Source organism: Pantoea sp. S62 (assembly GCF_016658625.1).
GTDB lineage: Bacteria > Pseudomonadota > Gammaproteobacteria > Enterobacterales > Enterobacteriaceae > Pantoea > Pantoea vagans.
In genome coordinates this window covers 122,747-145,468 of record NZ_JACVVI010000007.1, presented here as the reverse complement: position 1 = coordinate 145,468, position 22,722 = coordinate 122,747, and the positions used below count along the sequence as shown (strand labels likewise).

At 58.1% G+C, this 22,722-nt stretch carries 16 protein-coding genes; 3 read left to right on the top strand and 13 right to left on the bottom strand.

The window, feature by feature from the left end; all coding sequences use genetic code 11:
• Genes bcsA (IBT54_RS12590) through bcsR form a run of 3 tightly spaced genes read right to left on the bottom strand, consistent with a single transcriptional unit; the run spans nucleotide 1 to nucleotide 3,526 of the window.
• The gene (bcsA, locus tag IBT54_RS12590) at nucleotides 1–2,601 is read right to left on the bottom strand and encodes a UDP-forming cellulose synthase catalytic subunit (protein WP_201252241.1); all 2,601 of its coding nucleotides are present in this window, start codon (nucleotides 2,599–2,601) and stop codon (nucleotides 1–3) included.
• Entirely contained in the window at nucleotides 2,598–3,329 is a 732-nt protein-coding gene (gene bcsQ / locus IBT54_RS12585) for a cellulose biosynthesis protein BcsQ (RefSeq protein ID WP_013359653.1), read from the bottom strand. The genes bcsA (IBT54_RS12590) and bcsQ (IBT54_RS12585) overlap by 4 nt, the downstream gene beginning before the upstream one ends.
• Nucleotides 3,329–3,526 carry a cellulose biosynthesis protein BcsR gene (bcsR, locus tag IBT54_RS12580; RefSeq protein WP_033784694.1) on the bottom strand — a complete coding sequence of 66 codons (198 nt, stop codon included), beginning with the start codon at nucleotides 3,524–3,526 and terminating at the stop codon, nucleotides 3,329–3,331. Before bcsR ends, bcsQ (IBT54_RS12585) begins: the two co-directional genes overlap by 1 nt.
• 202 nt (nucleotides 3,527–3,728) lie before the next feature.
• Here bcsR and bcsE point away from each other — a divergent pair, with 202 nt between their 5' ends.
• The 3 genes from bcsE to bcsG are packed head-to-tail and all read left to right on the top strand — an operon-like array spanning nucleotide 3,729 to nucleotide 7,115.
• A complete protein-coding gene (bcsE, locus tag IBT54_RS12575) occupies nucleotides 3,729–5,267 on the top strand; it encodes a cellulose biosynthesis protein BcsE (RefSeq protein ID WP_201252240.1) in 1,539 nt (512 codons plus the stop codon).
• A complete protein-coding gene (gene bcsF / locus IBT54_RS12570) occupies nucleotides 5,264–5,461 on the top strand; it encodes a cellulose biosynthesis protein BcsF (protein WP_013359650.1) in 198 nt (65 codons plus the stop codon). Before bcsE ends, bcsF begins: the two co-directional genes overlap by 4 nt.
• Nucleotides 5,451–7,115, top strand: a complete 1,665-nt coding sequence (bcsG, locus tag IBT54_RS12565) for a cellulose biosynthesis protein BcsG (protein WP_201252239.1) — start codon at nucleotides 5,451–5,453, stop codon at nucleotides 7,113–7,115. The genes bcsF and bcsG overlap by 11 nt, the downstream gene beginning before the upstream one ends.
• A gap of 106 nt (nucleotides 7,116–7,221) precedes the next feature.
• On the opposite strand, the gene IBT54_RS12560 is transcribed toward bcsG, so the two are convergent.
• From IBT54_RS12560 to dppC, 10 genes are all read right to left on the bottom strand, one after another.
• Nucleotides 7,222–8,229: a glycosyl hydrolase family 8 gene (locus IBT54_RS12560; protein WP_201252238.1), complete on the bottom strand. Its 1,008-nt coding sequence runs from the start codon at nucleotides 8,227–8,229 to the stop codon at nucleotides 7,222–7,224.
• An 8-nt stretch (nucleotides 8,230–8,237) separates the two neighbouring features.
• Nucleotides 8,238–8,681 (bottom strand): cellulose biosynthesis protein BcsD, encoded by a 444-nt coding sequence (bcsD, locus tag IBT54_RS12555; protein WP_201252237.1) that lies wholly within the window; start codon nucleotides 8,679–8,681, stop codon nucleotides 8,238–8,240.
• Complete coding sequence (locus tag IBT54_RS12550; protein ID WP_201252236.1) at nucleotides 8,681–12,496, bottom strand: cellulose biosynthesis protein BcsC; 3,816 nt, start codon at nucleotides 12,494–12,496, stop codon at nucleotides 8,681–8,683. Before IBT54_RS12550 ends, bcsD begins: the two co-directional genes overlap by 1 nt.
• 11 nt (nucleotides 12,497–12,507) lie before the next feature.
• Nucleotides 12,508–15,564: a cellulose biosynthesis cyclic di-GMP-binding regulatory protein BcsB gene (gene bcsB, locus IBT54_RS12545; RefSeq protein ID WP_201252235.1), complete on the bottom strand. Its 3,057-nt coding sequence runs from the start codon at nucleotides 15,562–15,564 to the stop codon at nucleotides 12,508–12,510.
• Nucleotides 15,561–17,672 (bottom strand): UDP-forming cellulose synthase catalytic subunit, encoded by a 2,112-nt coding sequence (bcsA, locus tag IBT54_RS12540; RefSeq protein WP_013359644.1) that lies wholly within the window; start codon nucleotides 17,670–17,672, stop codon nucleotides 15,561–15,563. The genes bcsB and bcsA (IBT54_RS12540) overlap by 4 nt, the downstream gene beginning before the upstream one ends.
• Nucleotides 17,673–17,720: 48 nt before the next feature.
• Complete coding sequence (gene bcsQ, locus IBT54_RS12535) at nucleotides 17,721–18,524, bottom strand: cellulose biosynthesis protein BcsQ (protein ID WP_033734778.1); 804 nt, start codon at nucleotides 18,522–18,524, stop codon at nucleotides 17,721–17,723.
• Nucleotides 18,515–19,114 carry a cellulose biosynthesis protein BcsO gene (bcsO, locus tag IBT54_RS12530; RefSeq protein ID WP_201252234.1) on the bottom strand — a complete coding sequence of 200 codons (600 nt, stop codon included), beginning with the start codon at nucleotides 19,112–19,114 and terminating at the stop codon, nucleotides 18,515–18,517. Before bcsO ends, bcsQ (IBT54_RS12535) begins: the two co-directional genes overlap by 10 nt.
• 690 nt (nucleotides 19,115–19,804) lie before the next feature.
• Entirely contained in the window at nucleotides 19,805–20,827 is a 1,023-nt protein-coding gene (gene dppF, locus IBT54_RS12525) for a dipeptide ABC transporter ATP-binding subunit DppF (RefSeq protein ID WP_013359641.1), read from the bottom strand.
• Nucleotides 20,817–21,803, bottom strand: coding sequence for a dipeptide ABC transporter ATP-binding protein (dppD, locus tag IBT54_RS12520; RefSeq protein ID WP_033784396.1), 987 nt, complete (start codon nucleotides 21,801–21,803; stop codon nucleotides 20,817–20,819). Before dppD ends, dppF begins: the two co-directional genes overlap by 11 nt.
• Nucleotides 21,804–21,815: 12 nt before the next feature.
• The gene (dppC, locus tag IBT54_RS12515) at nucleotides 21,816–22,718 is read right to left on the bottom strand and encodes a dipeptide ABC transporter permease DppC (RefSeq protein WP_013359639.1); all 903 of its coding nucleotides are present in this window, start codon (nucleotides 22,716–22,718) and stop codon (nucleotides 21,816–21,818) included.
• Between the last annotated feature and the right edge of the window lie 4 nt (nucleotides 22,719–22,722).

The following is a 22,722-nucleotide window of genomic DNA, read 5'->3' as shown; positions in this document are numbered from 1 at the left end:
TCAATGCAGATTTTTTGAAGCGGGCATGCGTCCGATGCCTTGCGGCAACAGCGAAGCCAGCCAGCTTACCCCAGCGGTAAGCAGGTTAAACAACCGACGTAACTGCGGCGGGCCATATTCCGCCAGGCGCAGATAACCTTTAAAGCCGAGGATCATGATGTCGGCCAGACTCTGCACTGGCTTATCCTCCGGAAAACCGTCCTGCCACAGCGCCCAGGTATCAGCACGGGCGAAGGTGCACTGGATAAAATCAATATGTTGCTGGGTGGTCAGCTGATGCAGACGGACACCCGCCCGACGGCCAAAGACACGCTGAACCTGGCACGGAAAGCTGAACTCCTGCTGTCCACGACGCAGCAGCAGCCAGACTTTTTCATTCTCCCGCAGCGCATCCGGTTCGCGCATCTCCAGCCCCACACCGCCGTCAGAGTAGTCACGCAGCGTACAGGGCAGCATATGACCATCTTCACGTGCGATGGCAGCGGGCATGGCAATCTCTACCCGATGCGCCTCGCGGATCTGTCGAGCTTCAACCGACACCGCCACCGCGCCACCGAGAATAATCATGTTGTAAATCACCCAAATCAGGCTTACGCATACCGTCAGTATCTCGTTTGCCGGGCCATGCTGTATGCGCCAGAACGCCATCAGCACACCCGCCAGATTGAGCAGCACCAGCAGCATATAGGGCTTGGTGATCACCCAGTCCAGATGCTGCTCCTCAACCAGTCCGCCTTTGGCGGTAACGTTAAACTTGCCTTTGTGGGGATTGAACAACGCCACGGTGGTCGGGCGGGCGATATACCAGGCCAGCACCGTCTCGTAGACTTCGCTCCAGAAAGAGTGACGCCAGCGCCCCTGGATACGCGAGTTGGTGAGGCTGGTATGCAGCATGTGAGGTAAAACATAAATCGCGATTGCCAGCGCAGGCGCGTAGATGATGTAGGCGTGGCAGAGTAAAAATGCCAGCGGTGCCAGCAGGAAGACCAGCCTTGGAATGCCGGACAGGAAGTGCAGCATTGCGTTGGCATAACAGAGCCGCTGCACCCACTTCAGCCCTTTACCAAACAGCGGGTTGTCCAGGCGGAAAATCTGCACCATGCCGCGTGCCCAGCGGATACGCTGTCCGATATGCGCTGACAGGCTTTCGGTTGCCAGTCCGGCCGCCTGAGGAATGCGGATGTAGGCCGAGGTGTAGCCACGCCGGTGCAGACGCAGCGAGGTATGGGCATCTTCAGTGACGGTTTCGACGGCAATACCGCCAATCTCTTCCAGCGCGGTGCGACGCAGAATGGCGCAGGAGCCGCAGAAGAAGGTGGCGTCCCAGGTATCATTACCGTCCTGCACCAGCCCGTAAAACAGCGACCCCTCATTAGGCGTACGGCGAAACCGCCCGAGATTGCGCTCAAACGGATCGGGTGAAAAGAAGTGATGTGGCGTCTGCAGCATCGCCAGCCGGGGATCCTTGATAAACCAGCCCATGGCCATCTGTAAAAATGAGCGTGTCGGCACATGGTCGCAGTCAAAGATCGAGACGAAGTCGCTGCGGCAGTACTTTTTCAGCGCGTGGTTGATGTTGCCCGCCTTGGCATGTTCGTTAGAGGGACGCACGACATAGTTGATACCCACGCTGGCAGCAAAGTCGCGAAATTCTGGCCGGTTGCCGTCGTCGAGCAGATAGATAGTCAGGCGGTCTTTCGGCCAGTCGATGCCCAGCGCAGCATAGAGCGTCGGTCTGACAACGCTGAGCGGTTCGTTATAGGTCGGCACCAGCAGGTCCACCGAGGGCCACTGCGAACGATCCGCTGGCATAGAAACCGGCTGGCGATTAAGCGGCCAGAGCGTCTGGAAATAGCCCAGCACCAGCACCACCCAGGCGTAGGTCTCTGCTGCAATCAGTAGCAGACCAAAGATCAGGCTCAGCGGATCGTCCCAGTTCAGCGTCGAGGTATAGCGCCACCAGAGGTAGCGGCACGACACGGTCAGCGACAGCACGATGAGCATCATCGTGGGAAAACGCCCCGGTATGCGCCGTACCAGCATCGCCAGCCCCCAGAGCAGTACGACAAAAATAAACTGGGTCATCAGACCAAAGGGCTGACTGATACAGAGCAGTGCCAGCAGTGAGGCAAAGAGGGCAACGACGACGAAAAGGCTGCGTCGCATCAGCGGTGACAGGCGCTTCAGCCGCTGTTCAAGACGCGTATCAATGCTGTGGGTTTGCGAGCGGGCGACAAGATTATCCAGCCAGCGATAACCGTGGTGCCGCCAGCCAGTCAGCACGCTCAGGCGATTAACGCCGTCGCGCCCGCCCGCACCCGGTAGCCGGATCACAATCAGCCAGAGTGTCTGAATCAGATAACGCAAAATATCCAGCGGACGCGGACGCTCCGGAGAAATGTGCGGATAAAGGCGGCGGCGCTGCTGAATAACACGCTGCCAGGCCGGGCTTTCGAAACGGAGCAGCATCAGCCCCAGAACAGACCAGAACAGGTGGAGTGCACTGGCGAAGCGGGAAGCGCCATTGCCTCGCGCGGTAGTATAGCCGCTGTGCAGTGATTGCCAGGCGGGTGCAGTCAGCAGCCAGCGCAACGGGTTCACGACCTCACCCCATTCAGATTGAGCAGCAGCCAGTTTGCCAGCGTGATGATCTCTTCGCTGACTAACGCATGAGGCCGATATTCACCAACTGGCTGCTTCATCATCAGCGATTCAGCCAGCGCCTCATCGCGGTGGATCAGCAGCGGTATCAGCTCTGTCAGCGAAGCCATCCAGAGCTGATGGAGGTCCTGCTGCAGACGGCTGTTGGCATTGAACTGATTGATGATAAAGCGGGTACGTGCCGGAAAATGGCGCTGACTCAGACGTAAATGACAATTCGCATCTGGCTGAGTGACGCACAGTATACCGTCCAGTGCCGGATAGAGTGTTTCGTGCCACGGCAGGGGATCGGCGGGCAGATCGAAAATAATCCACTGATAGCGCGCCTGCAGGTCCGGCAATGCCTGGAGCAGCGGCGCGGCTACCGCCTCATTCTGGTGGGCAATAGTCAACGCATGCTGATGAGAAAGCACACCATGTGGAAGCAAATCAGGTCCATTGGGATAGCGAAGCGCGGCATGCTGCCACTCCCCGTCATCGCACAGCGCCTGCATCCAGCCACTCTCCTGCTGAGCGGGCAGATTAAAATGCACGCCGAGCTGGCTGACCGGCGAGCCGTCGATCAGCAAGACCCGCTCGCCGAGGCTCGCGAGCGCCCAGCCGAGTCCGGCACAAAGAGAGGTCGTGCCAACGCCGCCCCGCACGCCCTGAAGCGCTATCAGCGGCATCAGTCAGGTTGCTCAGGCTGGCTGGGGAGCGTTTCAGCTAACAGCGGCCAGCGCGACACAATCTCTTTCAGGCGCTCTTCACGTGCAATGTCGACATAGCGAAAAGAGTGCAAAGAAAAGGCGTCACGCAAAGCGCTAATATCATCCTGACGATCGCCCGCAGTGGCGACAGGGGTATAAAGATTTTGGTTTTTCATTACTTTTCGCCAAAAATAAAACAATGTCAGATTCAGAATGACCGCCTGCGCGTAAAAAAGGGCGTTGAAAAAAATTTCCTGAAACGCGGCATTTGCAGAACATTGTGAGCCAGCCTGTCATTAGCAATGTTCAAATTTCTCAGGTTACATCCAGGCCTGTCTATAATAAGCTAGCCTGGACTGGAAAAATAACGAATTCAATATGAAAAATTCTTTTTCGCTAGGGCTGTTGCATGTTCAGCCTGAATTAACGGCATTGCAAACCCCTGGCTGTTATTGGGTCACTTGTGCACGTCAGGATGACGCCCGCACGTTTATTCGACAGGTGATTTCACATCAGCAGGCCGTCACGCTGATCAGCGCTGATCAGCCGCCGCGTGATTTACTGACGCCCGACCCGGTCGGCGGTCCTGACCGTATCCCGCTGTTTTCTCTTTCCAAAAGCAAGCGGAGTCTGCTGCAGCTGGAAAGTGATTTTCTGCGCACGCTCGGCAGTAAAAACGGCCTGGTGATATTTAACAGCAGCGCAGCGCAATGGGATAAGCTCGATGACGCCGAATTAACGCGGTGGATAAAGGGTATGCGCCACACGCTGCATAAAAGAAAACTCACGCTGTTAATCGTGACGTCCGGCTCCACCATAATAAACCTGAGTAATAATCTTCAGCGTTATTTTCGTCAGCTGGATGGCGTGGCGCATTTGGGCTTTCAGCAGGATAGCTGGCAGTATCGAATTAACTGGTGGTATGCCGCAGAACGCCTGCTGGCCGATCGTGCAATACGCCTGGGCTGTGAAGAAGATCGTTTCTTTACGTTAAATGAAAACCAGGAACCGCTGAGCCTTAATGACGAGCAGCATTATCTTGCGGACAAAATCGTGCTTGAGGGTGCACCGCCACTTTCACGCAAGTGGCAACTCTTCGATGATAATGAGCAGGTCTGGTTACGGGCTCAACAGGCCAATGCCGCAACGGTTATTTTCAGCCTGACCCGAAGCGACCTGATCAACGAACTGGCGAAGTTTGTACACAGCCTGCGACGCGGACGCGGCAACGGCCTGAAAATTGTAGTGCGCGAGATGGGTGCCAGCCTGCGTTACAGCGACGAGCGTCTGCTGCTGGCCTGCGGGGTAAACGTTATTGTGCCGACCAACGCGCCCATGTCGCGGTTTCTGACCACGCTGGAAGGCGTTCAGGGACAGGTGTTTAACCGTCGCGTTCCCGCCAGTCTTGAGGCGTTAACCGCGTCATTGCAGCCTCTGCATGAAAAAGGCTACCTGCGGCTTGACGCCTTCTGCCAGTCAGTCAGCCAGTTGATCAGTAATACTTTGCTGCCGGAAAATGATAAGGGCCTGCTGGTGGCGTTGCGGCCGGTGCCACAGCTTAAACCGCAGCAGATCCTGACACTTTGTAAGCCGCGCCGCTTTGGCGATCTGGTCACGGTACTGGAAGATCGCGTCATTCTGTTTCTCTCCTCCTGCCGCTATAACGATCTTGATAAAGCATTAAAATATATATTTTCACTGCCTCACGACGAGCTGTTTGCAAACCGAATGGTCTGGTTCGAGGATAATCAGATTCTTGCGGAAGTCAGCAATATTAAGAAACTGACGCCCATGGCGATTCAGGATCTGACGCCGGTATCAGAGACAACACGTGCTGCCGTTGAGAGCCGGCACGAAACGCAGGAACGCTCAGCCCCCCTGCCCATCACTTTACTGCCGGAGAATGAATCCCGATGAACCTGATGGATTGGGTACAGATTGCGCTGCTGATCGTTGTTATTTTGCTGATTTTAAAGCCGGTCTGGCATCAGTGGCTGCCGCGTCGCTGGAACGGCCTGCTGAATCGGCTGTTGCCTGCTCGCGCGCTGAAGTCTGAAGGTCACTGGCAGCGTCAATCTCCAAAAACGGATGCAAAAATTAATGAAAAATGATCAACCCGCTGCGGCCCACTCTTCCCGTTTGTGGTCCTGCTGGCGCGGACTGGGCGGCTGGAACTTCTACTTTTTAGTCAAATTTGCCCTGCTGTGGTACGGCTACCTCAACTTTCATGCTTTGAGCAATCTGGTGTTTCTCGCCTGGCTGCTTTTCCCGCTGCCGTCGGTTCGCCTGCATCGCCTGCGCCACTGGGTCTCGATCCCTGTTGGCTTCGCGCTGTTCTGGCATGATACCTGGCTGCCGGGACTCAGCAGCATTCTCAGCCAGGGCGATCAGCTGGCGGGCTTCTCGGGTGCTTACCTGCTCGATCTGGCTGACCGTTTTATCAACTGGCAAATGGTGGGTGCCCTGTTTGTTCTGCTGGTGCTCTATCTGTTTATTTCGCAGTGGATTCGCATCACCGTGCTGGTTTCACTGATGCTGATCTGGCTCAACGTGCTGACCATTGCGGGTCCGGCGATGTCGCTGCTGCCGACCCGCGCGACAACCCCGCAGGTGGTGCTGAATCAGACACCGGCTGCTGCCAGCCAGGCGGCGGCCGTGCCGGATGGGCTCGATCAGTCAGCCGCGCCCACCAGCGCCAGCCTGACCGCCTGGCTCAGCCGTTTTTATGAGAGTGAGCGCAAGCGCGTCACCCATTTCCCTGACAGCCTGCCGGCTGACTCGCAGCCGTTCGACATCCTGGTGATCAACATCTGTTCACTCTCCTGGTCCGACATGGATGCCTCCCAGTTGCGTAATCATCCGCTGTGGCAGCATTTCGATATCATGCTGACCAACTATAACTCCGCCACCAGTTACAGCGGACCGGCGGGGATCCGTCTGCTGCGTGCCAGCTGCGGTCAGACTTCGCACAGCGAACTCTACAAACCCACCGATTCTCGCTGTTATCTGTTCGATAATCTGGCGAAGCTGGGCTTTAAAGAGCAACTGATGATGGATCACACCGGCGTGTTCGGTAACTATCTCAAGGAACTGCGCGAGGGCGGCGATATTCAGGCACCGCTGATGTCGCAGGCAGGCATTGCCCCGGAACTGACCTCATTCGACGGCTCGCCGGTGCTTAACGATGCGCAGCTGATGCAGCGCTGGCTTGACGATCGCAGCAAGAGCAGCGATGCACGCAGCGCCACCTTCTACAACCTGATCCCGCTGCACGACGGCACCCGTGAACTGGGCAGCACCCAGACTGCCCCGTGGAAGCCGCGCGCTCAGCTGCTGTTTGATCAAATCGACGCCTTCCTCACCCAGCTGGAGAAGTCGGGCCGCCGGGTGATGGTGCTGGTGGTGCCGGAGCATGGTGCCGCACTTGAAGGCGATAAGATGCAGATGTCAGGCCTGCGGGATATTCCCAGCCCTGCCATTACGCATGTGCCGGTAGGGATTAAGTTTGTCGGCATGAAAGCCCCGCATCAGGGACAATCCCTCAATATTGATGCACCGACCAGCCTGCTGGCGATCTCAGAAATTGTGTCGCGGGTGGTGGATGGGCAGGTATTTAATGCGCCGAATGTAAATATGTCAGTATTGACCGACAAGCTGCCGCAGACGCCGGTGGTGTCGGAAAACGACGGGGCGGTGGTGATGATGTATCAGGGCAAGCCCTGGATCAGGCTCAACGGCGGCGACTGGGTGCCCTATCCGCAGTAACGCATTATTGCCGGATAGCAGAAGAGTGTGTCAGGCGCGACTCAGCGCCTGACACACCGGGTTATCAGCTCCAGAACGGCGGCCAGCGCCGCCGTTCTGCGATTGATCAGCGCTTCTCCTGAAACGCCTGCCAGGTCAGCAGCTGCAGGCTGGCAGAGAAGTAGTTCTGATCGGCAGCCAGCTTATCGCTCAGATAGCCGGTCTCATTCAGCGTCAGGTCACGCACCGCCAGCAGACCGCCCTCAAGATGGTAAGGGGCTGGTGCATTCGCCAGCACATCGAACCAGGCGGGGGTCAGCATGCGGCTGTAACCCTGCCAGACGCGCTGAAACGGCACCAGCGCCAGACTATGCGGGTCATACCACCAGATGTTCAGCGGCACGCGAATCGCGTCATAACTGAAGCTGTTTGAGTAACCCACCGCTGGCGCAACCGACCCATCCGCATTCAGCGCGACCCAGTCCAGCGGCAGGCCGGTTTTACCAAAGCTCAGCTTACCCAGCAGATCAAAACCATCGTTAATCAGCTTATCCCAGACCTGCAGATGACTGCGCTCGCCAAACTCCCGCCACGCCTGAAACAGGAAGTACGAAGGATTCAGCACCACATAGCTGGTTTTATTGAAGCCCTGCGCGCCCGGCAGCAGGACGGTATGGCCGCCGAAGCTCGTGACATCCAGCTTGATGATCGCGCGCTGAATGCGGTCTGACTCCTGCTGGTAACTCTCCACCTGCCATTTCTGTGCGGCGCGTTGCAGCGCCCATGCCAGCAGCACATCGCCATCCGAGGCGTTATTTTTGTCGGCAACCGGGTTGTCACTGCCCGGCACATAGCGCCAGTAGAAGAGATCGGTCTGCGGATTACGCAGCTGAGTGCGTGTCCACTGCCACAGCCGATCAAAGGTGGCGCGATCGTTGTTGGCCACCGCCAGCAACATGCCATACCCCTGACCTTCGGTGTGACTGACATTGTTATTGGCGGTATCCGTGATCCGCCCTTCGGCGGTCAGAAAACGACTTTTAAAGGTATCCCAGCCGCTGGCATTGGCCTGCGCGCTGCAGGCCAGCAGTAAAACAGTGCAGATCCAGCCCATCCAGAATGGCTTACGTTTCATTTCTGATCCTATTGATATCGATAGTGCAGCATGCTGCCATCGTTGAGTTCAAGCGTCACCGGCACCATTCTGCTGCCGCCCTGGCCCTGCAACCAGCCTGAAAAAAGCCCAGCGATGACCGCACCAAACGCCGCCTGCCAGTCAGCCGGAGAATGGCGATTGTCGCCTGCCGGTAAGGCGTGATACGCAATCAGCAGCGCCTTCTCTTCCGGCTGAAGCTGCACAAAGCCCCAGTTAAACCGCGCCAGTTGCAGGTTGGCCTCGCGCTCCAGATCCTGCACGGTGCGCGACTCTGGCAAAGGATAGCGGGTCGCCAGCGATTCACCCATCCTGTAGAGAAAGGCTTCCGCCTCCTGCTGACCGGCGTTGGCGATCATCCCGTCAATCAGCACGCTGACCAGGTCAAACCAGCCCGGCTGATAAGGATGTGATACCCCCGAATGCTCACTCATTACTTCTCTCCGAACAGGTAACGCACATAGAGCCTGGCGCTGCTTTCGTTGTAGTCACCAAAGGTGTCATAACCCAGCTGGCCGCCAATCGTCACATCTTTATTGAGTTTGTAGTCCGCCCCGGCATGCAGGTTATAGCCGATGCCGTTTTTACTGCCGCCAGAGTAGTACGCGTCTTTCACGCTGTCGCTGGCAGCAAGGGATTCCAGCTCTGACTGCAGGCTGGCATCCGCCGGGAAGTACGCGCTCTTATCCTGACTGTAGGTCTGATAACCGGCTGCCCCGCCAATATTCACTTTGAGATCGTCAAACTTGCGTGAGAACTCTATCGGGAACGAGACCGACGCGTAGTTCTGCGGGCTGAAGTAACCGCCCTGCCCGTAGCTGAAGTAGCTGAGGTTTTTTGAGAAGTCCATCCACGCCAGACTCATGCCCACTTTCAGCTCGCGGTCGTCCCTGTGGAACGGACGAACATACGCCCCGGCGGTCGCCTGCAGATTGTTGTTGCTGGCGACATTTTCACCAAGATAGCTGTAAGCGCCGCCGCCAGCGTAGAAGCCCGCATCGCCATTATCGTAGCTTAACAGGGCGTTCGCGCCGTTCTTCGTGACACGTCCCCAGCGTTTGCCGCTGGCTTTATCTTCTGCGCCGACGTAAGAGAGCAGGCTGTCGGTAATCGCGCGACGCTCACCGGTCAGGATCAGCGTCAGGAAGTCGGTGAGTTTCGGTGACCACTGCACACCCCCGACCAGCGTACTGAGATCCTGGCCCAGCGGCGTACTGCCGATATCTACTTTATAGCTGTCGCCCTTCAGCGCCAGATTCAACTCGACGCCAGAAGCGGTCTGCGAATCGGTGGTCGCGGTGGGCAGGTCATTCACCGTCGCGCCGCCTGCGGCCACAACGCGGCCCTGGCTCAGCGCATTGGTGCCGAAACGACGCCAGGCATCGGCGGCGCCACTGCCTGCCGTGAGTGAGACCGGCGTGGCGGTAAAGTCGAGGCGTGCCGTTTCAAACGGCACGGTAGAGAAGGTCAGCGGCGCTTTGGCTTCCGTCAGTTTGCTCAGGCCCGACTCGCCGTCGCGCCCGCGCACCTGCACCATGCCCTGACTCCAGGTAGCCGTTTTCTCCTGTAGCGAATCCATCATGGTGTTAACGTCATGCAGAACCTGTGACTGCTGAGAAACCGTTGTGCTGCCCGCAGCCGGTTCGCCCTGTGATGTCACGCCAGCAGTCTGGCCCGCCGGTGCGGCCTGCCACGGCAGCACGGTGCCGTAGCTGGACGGTGAGCGTCCCACTGGCGAGGTGGTGCGGTTGATAAACGGATTGTCCGCCAGCGCCAGGCCGCCCACGGTCGGCACACTGCCAGACTGCGCGCCCTGCAGGCCAGTCAGTTGCCCGCGTGCCGAACGCAGATACGCCATCGCCTGTGAATGGTTGCCATTGGCTTCGGCGACACGTGCCAGCAACAGCAGACGATCCGGCGTCTGCGTGGTGGTGTTAAGGCCGCGGCTCAGCTCGTTAGCACGCGGCACATTGTTCTGCGCCAGCGCGACGTTGATGGCCCCGACGCGCGCATCCTGGGTCGGCGTATCCTGGGTCATCAGGTAGTCATAGACTACGCCCGCATCCCGGTTCATCTTGCCGTCCTGATAGAGACGGGCCATCGCGAACATCAGATCGCGGTTCTGCGGATCCTGCTGCAGCGCGCCAATCAGCTTGTCATAAGCCACCGCGTACTGACGCTGCTGCCGCAGGCGATCCACTTCGTTAATCAGATAACCGTTGCGGATACCGGCGAGCTGGGTCGGGGTACTGCGCGCCTGCAGCTCCGGGTTGCTGAGGAAGCGCTGCGCCTCACTGCCGAGGCCCGCCTGATTCAGCACCGCCATCTGCGCGGCATAATCGCCCGCATTGCCCTGCACGCCACGCTGCAGGTTCGTCCGCACCACCGACACCGCGCTGCTGAGATCGCCCGCCTTTGCCAGCTTCTGCGCCAGGTTTCCGGCATCCACCGGATTAGCGGGCGGCGTGACCGTGAGCGCTTTCAGGGTATTGGCGGCGGCGGCCGTCGCGCCCTGCGCCAGGTACTGATCGGCGGTGCTCATCTGCAGATTGAAATTCACCCGCTGCGCCAGTTCACGCATCGCCGCCGTCTGCGCATTGGCAGGAATGCGCGCCAGCAACGCGCTGGCCTGCTGCCAGCCACCGCTTTCGCTGGCGTTCAGCGCACCGGCATAGAGTTCGCTGGTGCTGGCCCCGTTGCGCATCACCGGCTGCATCACGTTGGCCGCCAGCAGCGTATCGCCCTGCTGACGATAGAGCCGGGCTAAATCGAGCCGCAGCCAGCCATCAGAGGGATAGCGCTGAATACCCTGCTGCAGCGTCGCGATAGCAGCGGCGTTGTTACCGGCCGCCAGCTGACGCTTCGCCTGCTGACGCAGCGCATCCGCTTCATTGGCCCGTGGCGTGACGCTCTGACGCACACTGTCGGGCAGTGCCCCCAGCAGCGTACTGGCTTCGGCACTGCGATTCTGCTGACGCAGAACGTAGAACAGCCCTTCTTTGGCGCTGCGGTTATCCGCATCACTTTGCAGAATGGTGCGATAGATCTGCTCCGCCTGCTCAGGCTGATTGGTGCGGCGCAACACGTCGGCGCGGAACAGCCTGGCGGCCAGCCCTTTTTCACCGTCAGCCTGCACCAGCGGTTCGCTTAAGGTCAGCGCCTGCGCGCTGTCGCCGTTTTTCAGCGCCTGCTGCGCGCTGGCCAGCTGCGCATAAAAGCGGGCATCGTCGGCCTGCAGCTGGCGTGAGGAACCCTGATCGCCGCCCTGCTGAGCAGAGCGTTGCAGATAATCAGCCGCTTCCTGATAACGTCCGGCTCGCTGGGCCACATAGCCCATGCCCGCTAGCGCATCGGCATCCTGGGGATTGGCTCCCAGCACTTTTTCAAAGCTGGTCTGTGCTCCGCCGACGTCACCGCTGTTCAGCGCACTGAATCCGGCTCCTTTTTCTGCGCCACCGACATTTTTACGGTAGTAGTCGATGACGGCGGAGTCCTGCGGATGACGCTGCTGCCAGGTCTGATAGAGGGCCGCGTCTGACGGCTGCGGACCGAGCCATAGCAGCGCCTGGCGCAGTGAACGATCGGCATCCTGATTACCACTCGCCAGCGAACTCAGCACCTCAATGCCTTCGCGACGGGTCGGTTCCTGATAAGTCAGCGCCTTACCCAGCGCCAGCCGTGCGCCGGTGTCCTGCGGATGCTGAGCCGCAAACTGCCGCAGCGCCTCAACCGCCTGCGGCAGCAGCGTACGGTCACCCGCCATCGTAAGATAATATTCTGCCGCGACGCTCGGTGGCGGCTCATTACCGCTGAAGGTGTTGCGCCAGGTCTGTAACGCCACCGGAATGTTGCCGCTGCGCGCCTGCTGACGCGCCAGCGAAAGCTGCGCCTGCGGAATGGTCTGCATCTGGCGCGCATTATCCAGCTCGCTCAGGTGCGGATCGCTGGGGGAGACCTGGCTGAGACGGGCGCGATACTCCGTTGCGGCAGCCGTGTCGCCACCCTGCTGTGAATAGAGGGCCAGCAGATAAAGCGCCTGAGTGTTGCCGGGTTCAACCATCAGCACCTTTTGCAGCGAGGCTTTCGCCAGGTCGTCATGCGCTTTCTGATGCCAGTAGGAAGCCTGATCGAACAGGGCCTGCAACGCCGGATTAGCGCTTTCCGCCGCCAGCAGCGGTGGTGACAGGGCCAGGGCGCTGCCCAGCAGTAACGCTTTACGGATACCGGCACTTAACAGATTTTTTTTCATTATTATTGTCCTTACTTCCTGCCGGAATCATGGCTCTGCTTTGGGTTCAGACGCCGCCAGGCATGACGCTTCAACATCACCCAGGCCGCACTGCCCACCAGCGCAGAGAGCAGCATCGCCGCCACCGCCAGCAGCACCGAGTGCTGGTTGGCATACCACACCACCATCATGTACCAGGGCATCTCGCCGCTGGGGAACTGTGCACCGACGCGGAAACTACGAATGCCGTTTTCATCGGTGATAATCGCGGTGTCGCCACGCACTGCGGCGTTAATCTGCGCCGAACTTAAATCATTGTGCAGTCGCAGCAGCTGATCGTCGCTGGTTGCCACCGTCATCACCACCAGCCGATCGCGATTCCACGGCGACCGGTAGCTGAGAAAGCCCCGCCACGCTTCGTTGGAAGAGAAGTAACGATCTGCATCCAGCTGCTGACGACTCCAGTCGCCGGTCAGCCAGCCGCGTAATTTTTCCAGCGTGTCCGGCTCTTTCACCCCAAAGGTGCTGCTGGTGGCATCATAAGGTGACGCCGCCAGCATCGCCTGATTGAAAGCGCTGTTGCCGGTGGTGCTGACTGCCAGCAGATCGCTCTGCTGGATGCGCGCCAGATGGGTGCCGCCAGTGGGCAGACCAAACAGCACCTGATTCTGCGTCAGCGCTACGCCGGTCGCGGTTCCGGCCCGCGCCGCCAGATCCAGCAGCGTCGACAGCTCGGCATTACTGGGTGTTTCCGGCAGCAGCAGCGTGGTCTGGCCAAAGTCAGCCAGCCGCGAGAACGGGAACGAGGCACCGACAAAGTATGAGAGGTTCGGCAACATGCTGAAGTGGCGGGTATGGCTCAGATCGATCCACGAGTCCTCTTCAATCCGGCTCTTGATATTGTTGTTCAGGAGCACGCCGCAGGGCGCATCGGCGCGCGGTTTGATATTGAAGTAGAGCGCCAGCTGGTTATCGCCATAGATCAAATAGGGCTCGAGATTCAGCTGATACTGTTCCTGACGTGCATCACCGCCTAAACGATGCCAGGCGTTCTCCAGCAGGCCAACTTTGTTGACCGTCAGGTTACGCAGGAAAGTGCCGTTGAGCATGACGTTAAGGAACGAGTTGTCCTCATCAATCCAGCTTTCGGACGGGAAACGATAGTGCAGATTAACCGGCACCGTGTCGCCATCCCACAGGAACAGATCAGGCGCGGCGCGGAAGTTCACCCGCAGCGCATCATGCCAGATGCCGCTGCTGGTCAGGCTCTGGTCTTTACGCAGCAGTTCGCTCAGGCGGACCGGGCGGTCAGTGTTAATCCAGCGTGGCGCATCGTAAGGTTTGCGGTTGCCAATGGTCTGTACAGGAACCTGCAGCTGGCTCTCATCGGTGGTAAAGGGCTGGGTTGTCAGACGGTTCGCCGCCTGACGCAGCTGATCGTCATTGTTACCACTGACCAGCAGCAATTTGTAAACCGGGTTACTGGGGTTATCCACCACCTGCAGCATCGGGCCATGACTGGCCGGGAACGTCAGGGTGCCGATTCGATCGCCAGGATGACCAAACAGGATGCCGTTGTTTTCCGGCAGTTCGCCACGCACCACCGGGAACCGGATGCCGCGATAATCACTCTGAATGCCAAGCCAGGAAGCGACCAGTGCCGCCGCGCTGACCGCATCAGGTGAGACGTTACTGGCAAAGCCCATCGTGATGGTGGATGCCGTCATCCGCTGCGGATCCAGGAACGGACGCGGGAAGTTGCGCAGACGGGTGCCGATATTGAGCTTCTGCCCTTCAAGGTGCAGCGCGGTATTCGGCAGAATGGTGACCTGATACTGCTGCGCGCTCTCCTTCTCACACAGCAGCTTGTCCGCATCGTTGATTTTAAAACTGAGGTTGTTGTTCGACACCACCATCGCCGCCGGAATATCCAGCTCATAATCACTGACGTCGCTGTCCGTAGCACCCAGCGGCAGCGTACCGAGCGGCTGACCATTCAGCATCAGCTGCAGCGAAGTATTGCGTGCCGCCAGCGCGGCTGAGACGCGCAGCGTCAGATTCAGTCGCGCATTGGTAATCACTTCATCGCCGGGCAGGGTAAAGGTGATGCCCGACTGTAACTGGCCGCCGGTCAGCGTGATACCGCGCGACTGGCCCATCTGGGCTACGGAGATGACGCTGCTGATCGGCTGATTGATAGCCGCCGTGATCGGCATCTGCGGTTCTGCAACAGGCGCAGTCGTCTGGCCTGGCGCGTAGGGCAGCGCACTGGCGGCCGCTTCCAGCGCGGGATCGGCACTGGTCAGCCCCTGCGGCAGCGGCACCGCGGAGAGCGCGCTGCTGTCCTGCGTCACAGCGCCACTGCTCGTCACCGGTGCGGTGGCCGGCGCGGCGGAAGAAGCCTCGCCATTCGCTGACGCCTGAGGCGCTGATGTTGCCTCACCCGCTGGTGCGTAAGAAGAGTTGGTTGACGGCGGCGTGGCATCCGGTACTGCACTCGGTGGCGCAGAGGCCGGTACAGATTCTGCGGACTGAGTCGCCGCGGCTGCGGATGGCACTGACGGCGTTGCTGACCCACCACCACTCACCGGGGCCGTCACCTGCGCTGAACCGGCATCTGGTGTGGCAGTGTTATTAACAGGCGTTGCAGGTGGCGTCGCCGGAACCTGATTTTCCGCTGGCACACTGACAGTGGCATCAGCTGACTGTGTGGTTGCAGCGGCCTCAGGCGATGCCGGAGCCGCACTGTTTACCGGCGCACTGACGGCGGCATTAGCAGATTGTGAGGTTCCAGCGGCATCAGACGATGCCGGAGCCGCGCTGTTTACCGGCGCACTGACGGCGGCATTAGCTGATTGTGAGGATCCAGCGGCCTCAGACGACGCCGGAGCCGCGCTGTTTACCGGCGCACTGACGGCAGCACCAGCTGGCTGGCGGGTTGCAGCAGCCTCAGGTGGCATCGGTGCCGCGCTGTTTACCGGCGCGGCACTGCTGTTATCAATCGCTGTCGGCGTTTCCGCGCCAGCGGGCGTCAGCCATAACGCGGCGGTCAGTGAACTGGCCAGCAACGTGTGCGTCAGGATCTTCATGCCGCGCCATCCTCTTTCGCCGCCGCGGCAACCGGGTCGACTTTTTTACGTTTATCGTGGCGACCTTTCCAGGTCAGCCAGAACAGCTCAAATACGGTGCGGATAATGGTGCCCAGCGAAATCAGCGGGTTGTCCTGCTTATATTCCGGCTGGATCCAGGCATCCGCACGCGCCAGTACCACCCGCACCAGTTCGCGACGGCGCGCCAGCGGCATCGCCTCAAAGCGCAGGCGGATGCTCTCGTCATCGCCGGAAATCTTACTCACCGGGATGGTGATCGCGCCGGATTTCAGCAACAGATCAATCTCTTCAATTTCATCCGTTTCATGACGGCCATCCGGCGCATCGAGTTGCGCACCGCCCATCGACAGGTTACTGGTCAGCGTGCGTGATGAAATGCCGCTGGCGTAGTGAATAATCGCCGGGATTTGTACGTCAACGCGGATGGTTTTACGCACCTGTTTGGTTTCGCGCGCTACGGCAATCGCCGCCATCAGAATGATCAGGCTGAAAATCGCCCAGCCGACGTTAAGCGCAATAACGTAAGGGTCGACGCCAAAATAGTCATGCATCACCGCACGTACCACGCCCGCGACAATCCCGATGCCCAGCAGCAGCGCCACAATGACGTGCGGACGCACGATGTGGAAATCGAAGAAGCCCTGATCCAGCACGCCGCCTTTATCGGTCACGTTAAACTTGCCATGTTTCGGCGACAGCAGCGTCAGGATGGTCGGGATCACCAGATGGAAGCACATTACCGTCTCATAAATCTCACCCCAGAAGGTGTAACGGAAGCGGCCATTCATGCGCGAGTTAACGTAAAGCGACATCACCAGGTGCGGCAGCACATAGGCAAAAATCAGCGACGCCGACGAGTGAATAATATTCAGATTAAACAGCAGGTAAGCCAGCGGCGCGGTCAGGAAGGCGACGCGTGGCAGGCCGAACTGGAAGTGGAGCATAGCGTTGAGGTAGCAAAGACGCTGCTGCCACTTCAGGCCACGGCCAAACAGTGGGTTATCGACGCGGAAAATCTGCGTCATACCGCGCGCCCAGCGGGTTCGCTGGATGATATGCAGACCCAGACGTTCGGTCGCCAGACCAGCCGCCAGCGGGATCGACAGGAAGGCTGAGCCCCAGCCCAGGCGCTGCATTTTCAGGGCGGTGTGTGCATCTTCAGTGACCGTTTCAACGGCAAAGCCGCCAATCTCTTCCAGCGCCGAACGACGGATTACCGCACAGGAGCCGCAGAAGAAGGTGGCGTTCCAGTTATCGTTACCCTGCTGCACCGGGCCATAAAACAGCGCGCCTTCGTTGGGAATGCTGCGCGCAGCGCGCAGGTTGCGCTCAAAGGGATCGGGCGAATAGAAGTAGTGCGGCGTCTGCAACAGCGCCAGCTTCGGATCTTTCAGAAACGGTCCCACCGTCGCCTGCAGGAAAGTGCGGGTTGCCACGTGGTCGCAGTCGAAGATGCAAATCAGCTCACCTTTGGTGATTTTCATCGCATGGTTGAGGTTACCCGCTTTGGCATGTTTGTTGTCGTCGCGGGTGATATACCCGACCCCGACATCCGCCGCAAAGCGGGCAAATTCGCTGCGTTTGCCATCATCCAGCAGATAGATTTTGAGTTTGTCACGCGGGTAGTCGATACACTGCGCCGCCAGCACGGTATCGCGCACCACATCCAGGCTTTCATTGTAAGACGGCACATAAATATCGACCGTCGGCCACAGACGAGTATCGTCCGGCAACGGCTCAATGGTGCGCTTTAATGGCCAGGTGGTTTGCAGGAAGCCGAGAATTAAGATCAGCCAGACGTAAAGCTCCGCCAGATATAAGCCAATCCCTAATATCGCCTCGACTTCGGAATTAAAGTGCAGCGTCTCAGTGGTGCGCCACCAGATATACCGGCTGGACATCAGGGCAGAGAGAATCACCATCACCACGGTTATTTTGCGGCTCTTGCTGAAACCCAATAAAAACATCATGCCGATGCTGATCAGACCAAAAATATACTGTTTCTGGCTGTCCATTGGCGTAATGATGATCACCGCGGCAACGGGTGCAAGCACCAGCAGCAGCAGGTAAAACCCGATTTTACTCATGATTCACCCTGAGAAGAGCTGTGTAAGTCAGTCGCCTGCAGTAGCCGACTAAAAATGATTTGTGCGGATGGAAGCCTGAACTTCGCCATTTCCCACGGTGATATTCAGAATGCTGCTGACCCGTTTGGCGATCAGTTCAATATCAAATGCCGCTGCTGAGGCAGGACTGAAATCATATACGGACTGCTGGGAAGCATTGGCTTCACCCACACTTTCATCACGGTGAACCACGCCCAGTAAATTATCGCCCAGACGCTGCTGCATAAATGCAGTGACATCGCGATTAATATTCCGGCGATTATCGCACTGGTTCAGGATAAAATAGTGTCCCTGCTTATTATTGAGCGGTTTCCCGGTCATCCGGTTCTCTTCAATCTGCGGTAATAACGACACAGAAGCGGTATCCGCTAACATCACCACTAAATGCATATCGGCCAGCGCCGTCATTGCTTTAAGGGCCGGGCCCGGACCAGGCGGAAAATCAGCGACAATGACCAGACCGGGATAATTAAGTACCGTATCAAGACCACGCTTAATAAAGTGGGGATCTTTCATCAGGTTCTCTTCGAACCGTTCGCGCTGTGGCTCGGTAACATCGCCATAAGGCAGGACAAAGATATTGCCGCCAGTGGTGAGGATCGACTGGCTCCAGTCCGCCTGCTCTTCTGAGCGCGCCACAAATCCGCGACCATCATGCAGCGGCACGCCAAAGTGAAGACGCAGTGCATTCTGCACATCAAAATCAATAGCCAGAACTTTGCTACCGGAACGCGCCAGACTCCAGGCCAGATTCGCCGCCAGCGTGGTTTTCCCCACGCCTCCCTTCGGCGAGCACACACAAACTAACGGCATAGCGCAATCTTCTCCAGTAACGGTTTGAGTAAAGTTTCTTTCGGCAGATTCGACGGTTCGCTGTCACGCGAGCGGAACAAGGCACTAAACCGTTCCGGTTCAGAATGGGGTGTGACAGGCGTGAGGGCGGGCTTTAAATTCGCCGCCATGGCGGGCCGGACGGGCTCAGAATGTGATACAGCAACAGGCTCAGCCGCAACCCGTTTTTGCGGCGGCGGCGGTGGCGGAAACAGTGATGAAGGGTCACGTTCAGCCGTGCGGGCTGCGGGCAGGCTGCTGCCTGACAGACTATCGAGAATTGAGCTGCGGGCTGATGTCGTCGGTTGCGCACTGAGTGTGGCGGGCCTTGCCGGTGCCTCAGGCGGTGGCGCGGTGAATTCATCCCCGCGCAGCGGCTGAGGCTGCGGCAGGTCGATTCGCTGACCGCCACCTAGTGAAGTCTGATGGTCCTCTTTCGCCAGCTGGCGAATCAAAGCCCATTTACTGTGTTCCGCCGCTTCCTGCGCCTGACCAGACATATCTTTAAAGTCGATGTCGAGCGTTTGCGTTTTCTCTTTAAAACGCTGCAAATCATCGTAATTATTCTTCATTGGCCGTGGCCTGCAACAAGGGAGGAATTTTCCTGGAATATAACACATCCCTTTAATGTCAGTCAGAAAAACCTGATTACAAATAAAGCAGATTCAATAAAATAGTTTAATCATAAAGATTCACTTACAGCGGAATAAAGCCAATATAAGATGATTAACCCCTATAATTAATAAGTGATGTTTAAGTTAAATTAATCTGCGATGTTTCAATAATTTTTAAGACTTAGCCGCTCTGACAACCACTGGCACAACCAGGCGGGACACGATAAGCGCAATGTTAAGCCGCAATCGGGCTGCCGCAGGCGCAAAAAAGCCTGATCGCTGTCATAAGGGATGGGGAGTGTTTATCTTTTTTCGCTGCGAATATTGCCAGCAGAAAAACAGGTTAAATCTGATAACGGAAAAAGACGGGAAATAACCAAAACGTGATGGCTGGTCCGCCAGCGGTGCGGTTTACAGCGGAATTGAGATAAAAAAAAGCGCCAGAAAGGCGCCTTTGGCTGAGAAGAGAAGTGAGAACGCAGGGAGTATGACACTACCTACTCAGAAGCACAGACGGTTAACCCTCTTCAGGAGAGGGGAGCATACACCTGGAGCAAAGCAACGCAGGCTACGGAGGCGTTTTGCGTCTTTGCGAAGGGCGTATGCTCCCTGAGCTATCACTGAATCAACGGCCTGAGCCGCCAATCCTCAGCTGACCTTTTCTGCCACACCCACCGGCTGGTTCTCATCCTGATCGACCGCGAAGCAGGCAATCTCCTGGCCACCGTAGTTTTTCAGCTTCGGCTGTAACTGCACACAGGTGCCAAAACGTCGGTGGCAGCGCGCATTGAAAGCACAGCCTGGCGGCGGATTAAGCGGGCTGGGCAGCTCGCCGGTCAGCTTAATACGCTCACGACGGTCGTCCGGATTCAGACGCGGCGTCGCTGACAGCAAAGCCTGGGTATAAGGATGGCGCGGGTTGGCAAAAATCGCCTCTTTACTGCCCTTCTCGACGCAACGGCCGAGATACATCACCATCACCTCATCGGCAATGTGCTCTACTACCGACAAATCGTGCGAGATAAAGACGTAGGAGAGACCCATATCCTGCTGCAGATCCATCATCAGGTTCAGCACCTGAGCACGCACCGAAACATCGAGCGCCGAAACCGGCTCATCGGCAATCAGCACGTCCGGATCGAGCATCAGCCCACGCGCGATGGCGATACGCTGACGCTGACCGCCTGAGAACATGTGCGGGTAGCGATCGTAATGCTCGGTTTTCAGGCCCACTTTCGCCATCATCTCCAGCGTCTTCTCGCGGCGTTCCGCTTTGGTCAGCTGGGTATTGATGACCAGTGGCTCCTCCAGAATCTGGCTTACTTTTTTACGCGGATTGAGTGAGCCATACGGGTTCTGGAATACGATCTGGATTTTCTGACGACGCAGCTTCTGCGCCTGGGGATCGTGCTTCAGCAGATCCTGACCGTGCCAGTAAAGCTGCCCTTCTGTCGGGGTTTCAATCATCGTCAGCAACCGGCCCAGCGTGGATTTACCACAGCCTGACTCGCCGACGACCGCCAGCGTTTTGCCGCGCTCCAGATTAAAAGAGACGCCATCCAGCGCTTTGACCAGACGCTCCTGACCAAACAGCCCCTTCTTCACCGGGTAGTGTTTTTTCAGATCAATCGCCTGCAGCAGGAACTGATCTTTCGTGGTTTCATGACTCATAAGTGGGTCTCCCGGCATCATCCAGAGGATAGTGACACTTGGACTGACGTCCTGGAATGGTGCGCAGTTCCGGTTCTTCCTGGCGACAAAGGTCAGTCGCATAGGGGCAGCGTGGGTTAAGCAGACAGCCAGCCGGGCGGTCATATTTGCCCGGCACTACGCCAGGCAGTGACGCCAGACGCGCTTTATCAGCCGCAAACTCCGGCAGCGCGCGCAGCAGCGCCTGGGTATAAGGATGGCGCGGCGCTTTGAAGATATCGGTCGCTTTCCCGCTCTCCACAACCTGTCCGGCATACATCACGATAATGTGGTGCGCCGCTTCTGCCACTAACGCCAGATCGTGCGTAATCAGGATCAGCGCCATGTTCTCCTGCCGCTGCAGATCCAGCAGCAGTTCAATAATCTGCGCCTGAATGGTCACGTCGAGCGCCGTCGTCGGCTCATCGGCGATCAGCAGCTTAGGCCGGCAGGCGATCGCCATGGCAATCATCACACGCTGGCTCATACCGCCCGACAGCTGGTGCGGATAGACATCAAGCCGTGACGCCGGATCGGGAATGCCGACCTGATTCAGCAGGTCGATTGCCCGCTGACGCCGGGTGCGTTTGTTGCCGCCCTGATGCACCTTGATCGCTTCCATAATCTGGAAGCCCACGGTGTAGCAGGGATTCAGGCTGGTCATCGGGTCCTGAAAAATCATCGCCACTTCAGCGCCCACCAGCTGGCGGCGCTCGCGTTCAGAGATGCGTTTCAGATCGCGCTGGTTGAACTCCAGCTTCTCCGCCATCACTTTGCCGGGGAAGTCGATCAGCCCCATGATCGCCAGTGAACTGACCGATTTACCGGAGCCGGACTCGCCTACGATACCGACGACCTGGCCCTGCTCAACCTGATAACTGATGCGGTCAACCGCACGGAACGGTGCTTTATCGTCGCCGAAATGCACCGATAGTTTGTCTACATTTAATAACGCCATCTCGGTGCCTCTTTACTGCTTGAGTTTCGGGTCGAGGGCATCACGCAAACCGTCGCCCATCAGGTTAAATGCCAGCACGGTAAGCAGAATGACCAATCCAGGGAAGGTCACGACCCACCAGGCACTTTGCGCATACTGCAGAACGTCGGAGAGCATGGTGCCCCACTCCGGCGTTGGCGGTTGCGCACCCATACCGAGAAAGCCCAACGCCGCCATATCGAGAATGGCGTTGGAGAAACCTAATGACGCCTGCACGATCAGCGGTGCAAGGCAGTTAGGCAGAATATTCACAAACATCTGGCGCAGCATACCGGCACCGGCCACGCCGGAGGCGGTCACATAGTCGCGGTTCACTTCCACCAGCACCGCCGCGCGGGTCAGACGGATATAGTGCGGCAGCGCCACAAAGGTCAGCGCGATAGAGGCGTTAACGATCGAGGGGCCAAAGATGGCGACCAGCACCAGCGCCAGCAGCAGGCTTGGCAATGCCAGCATGATATCGACCACGCGCATGATGATGGCATCGACCACGCCGCCGAGATAACCGGCCAGCAGGCCGAAGATCACGCCGAAAATCAGCGACAGCACCACCACCAGACAGCCGACCAGCAGCGACAGGCGCGCACCGTACATCAGACGCGACAGCACATCGCGGCCCACGTCGTCGGTGCCCAGAATGTAGCTCCAGTTACCGCCCTCCTGCCAGACCGGCGGATGCAGCAGCGCATCGCGGAACTGCTCAGCAGGCGCATGCGGGGCCAGCACATCGGCAAAAATGGCACACAGCAATACAATGATGATGTAGACCAGGCCCACGACGGCGCCTTTGTTACGTTTGAAGTAGTGCCAGAATTCCTGGAATGGGGTCATCGGCTTGGGTGCAACGGTAACGCTGCCGGGATCAACAACAGACATGATG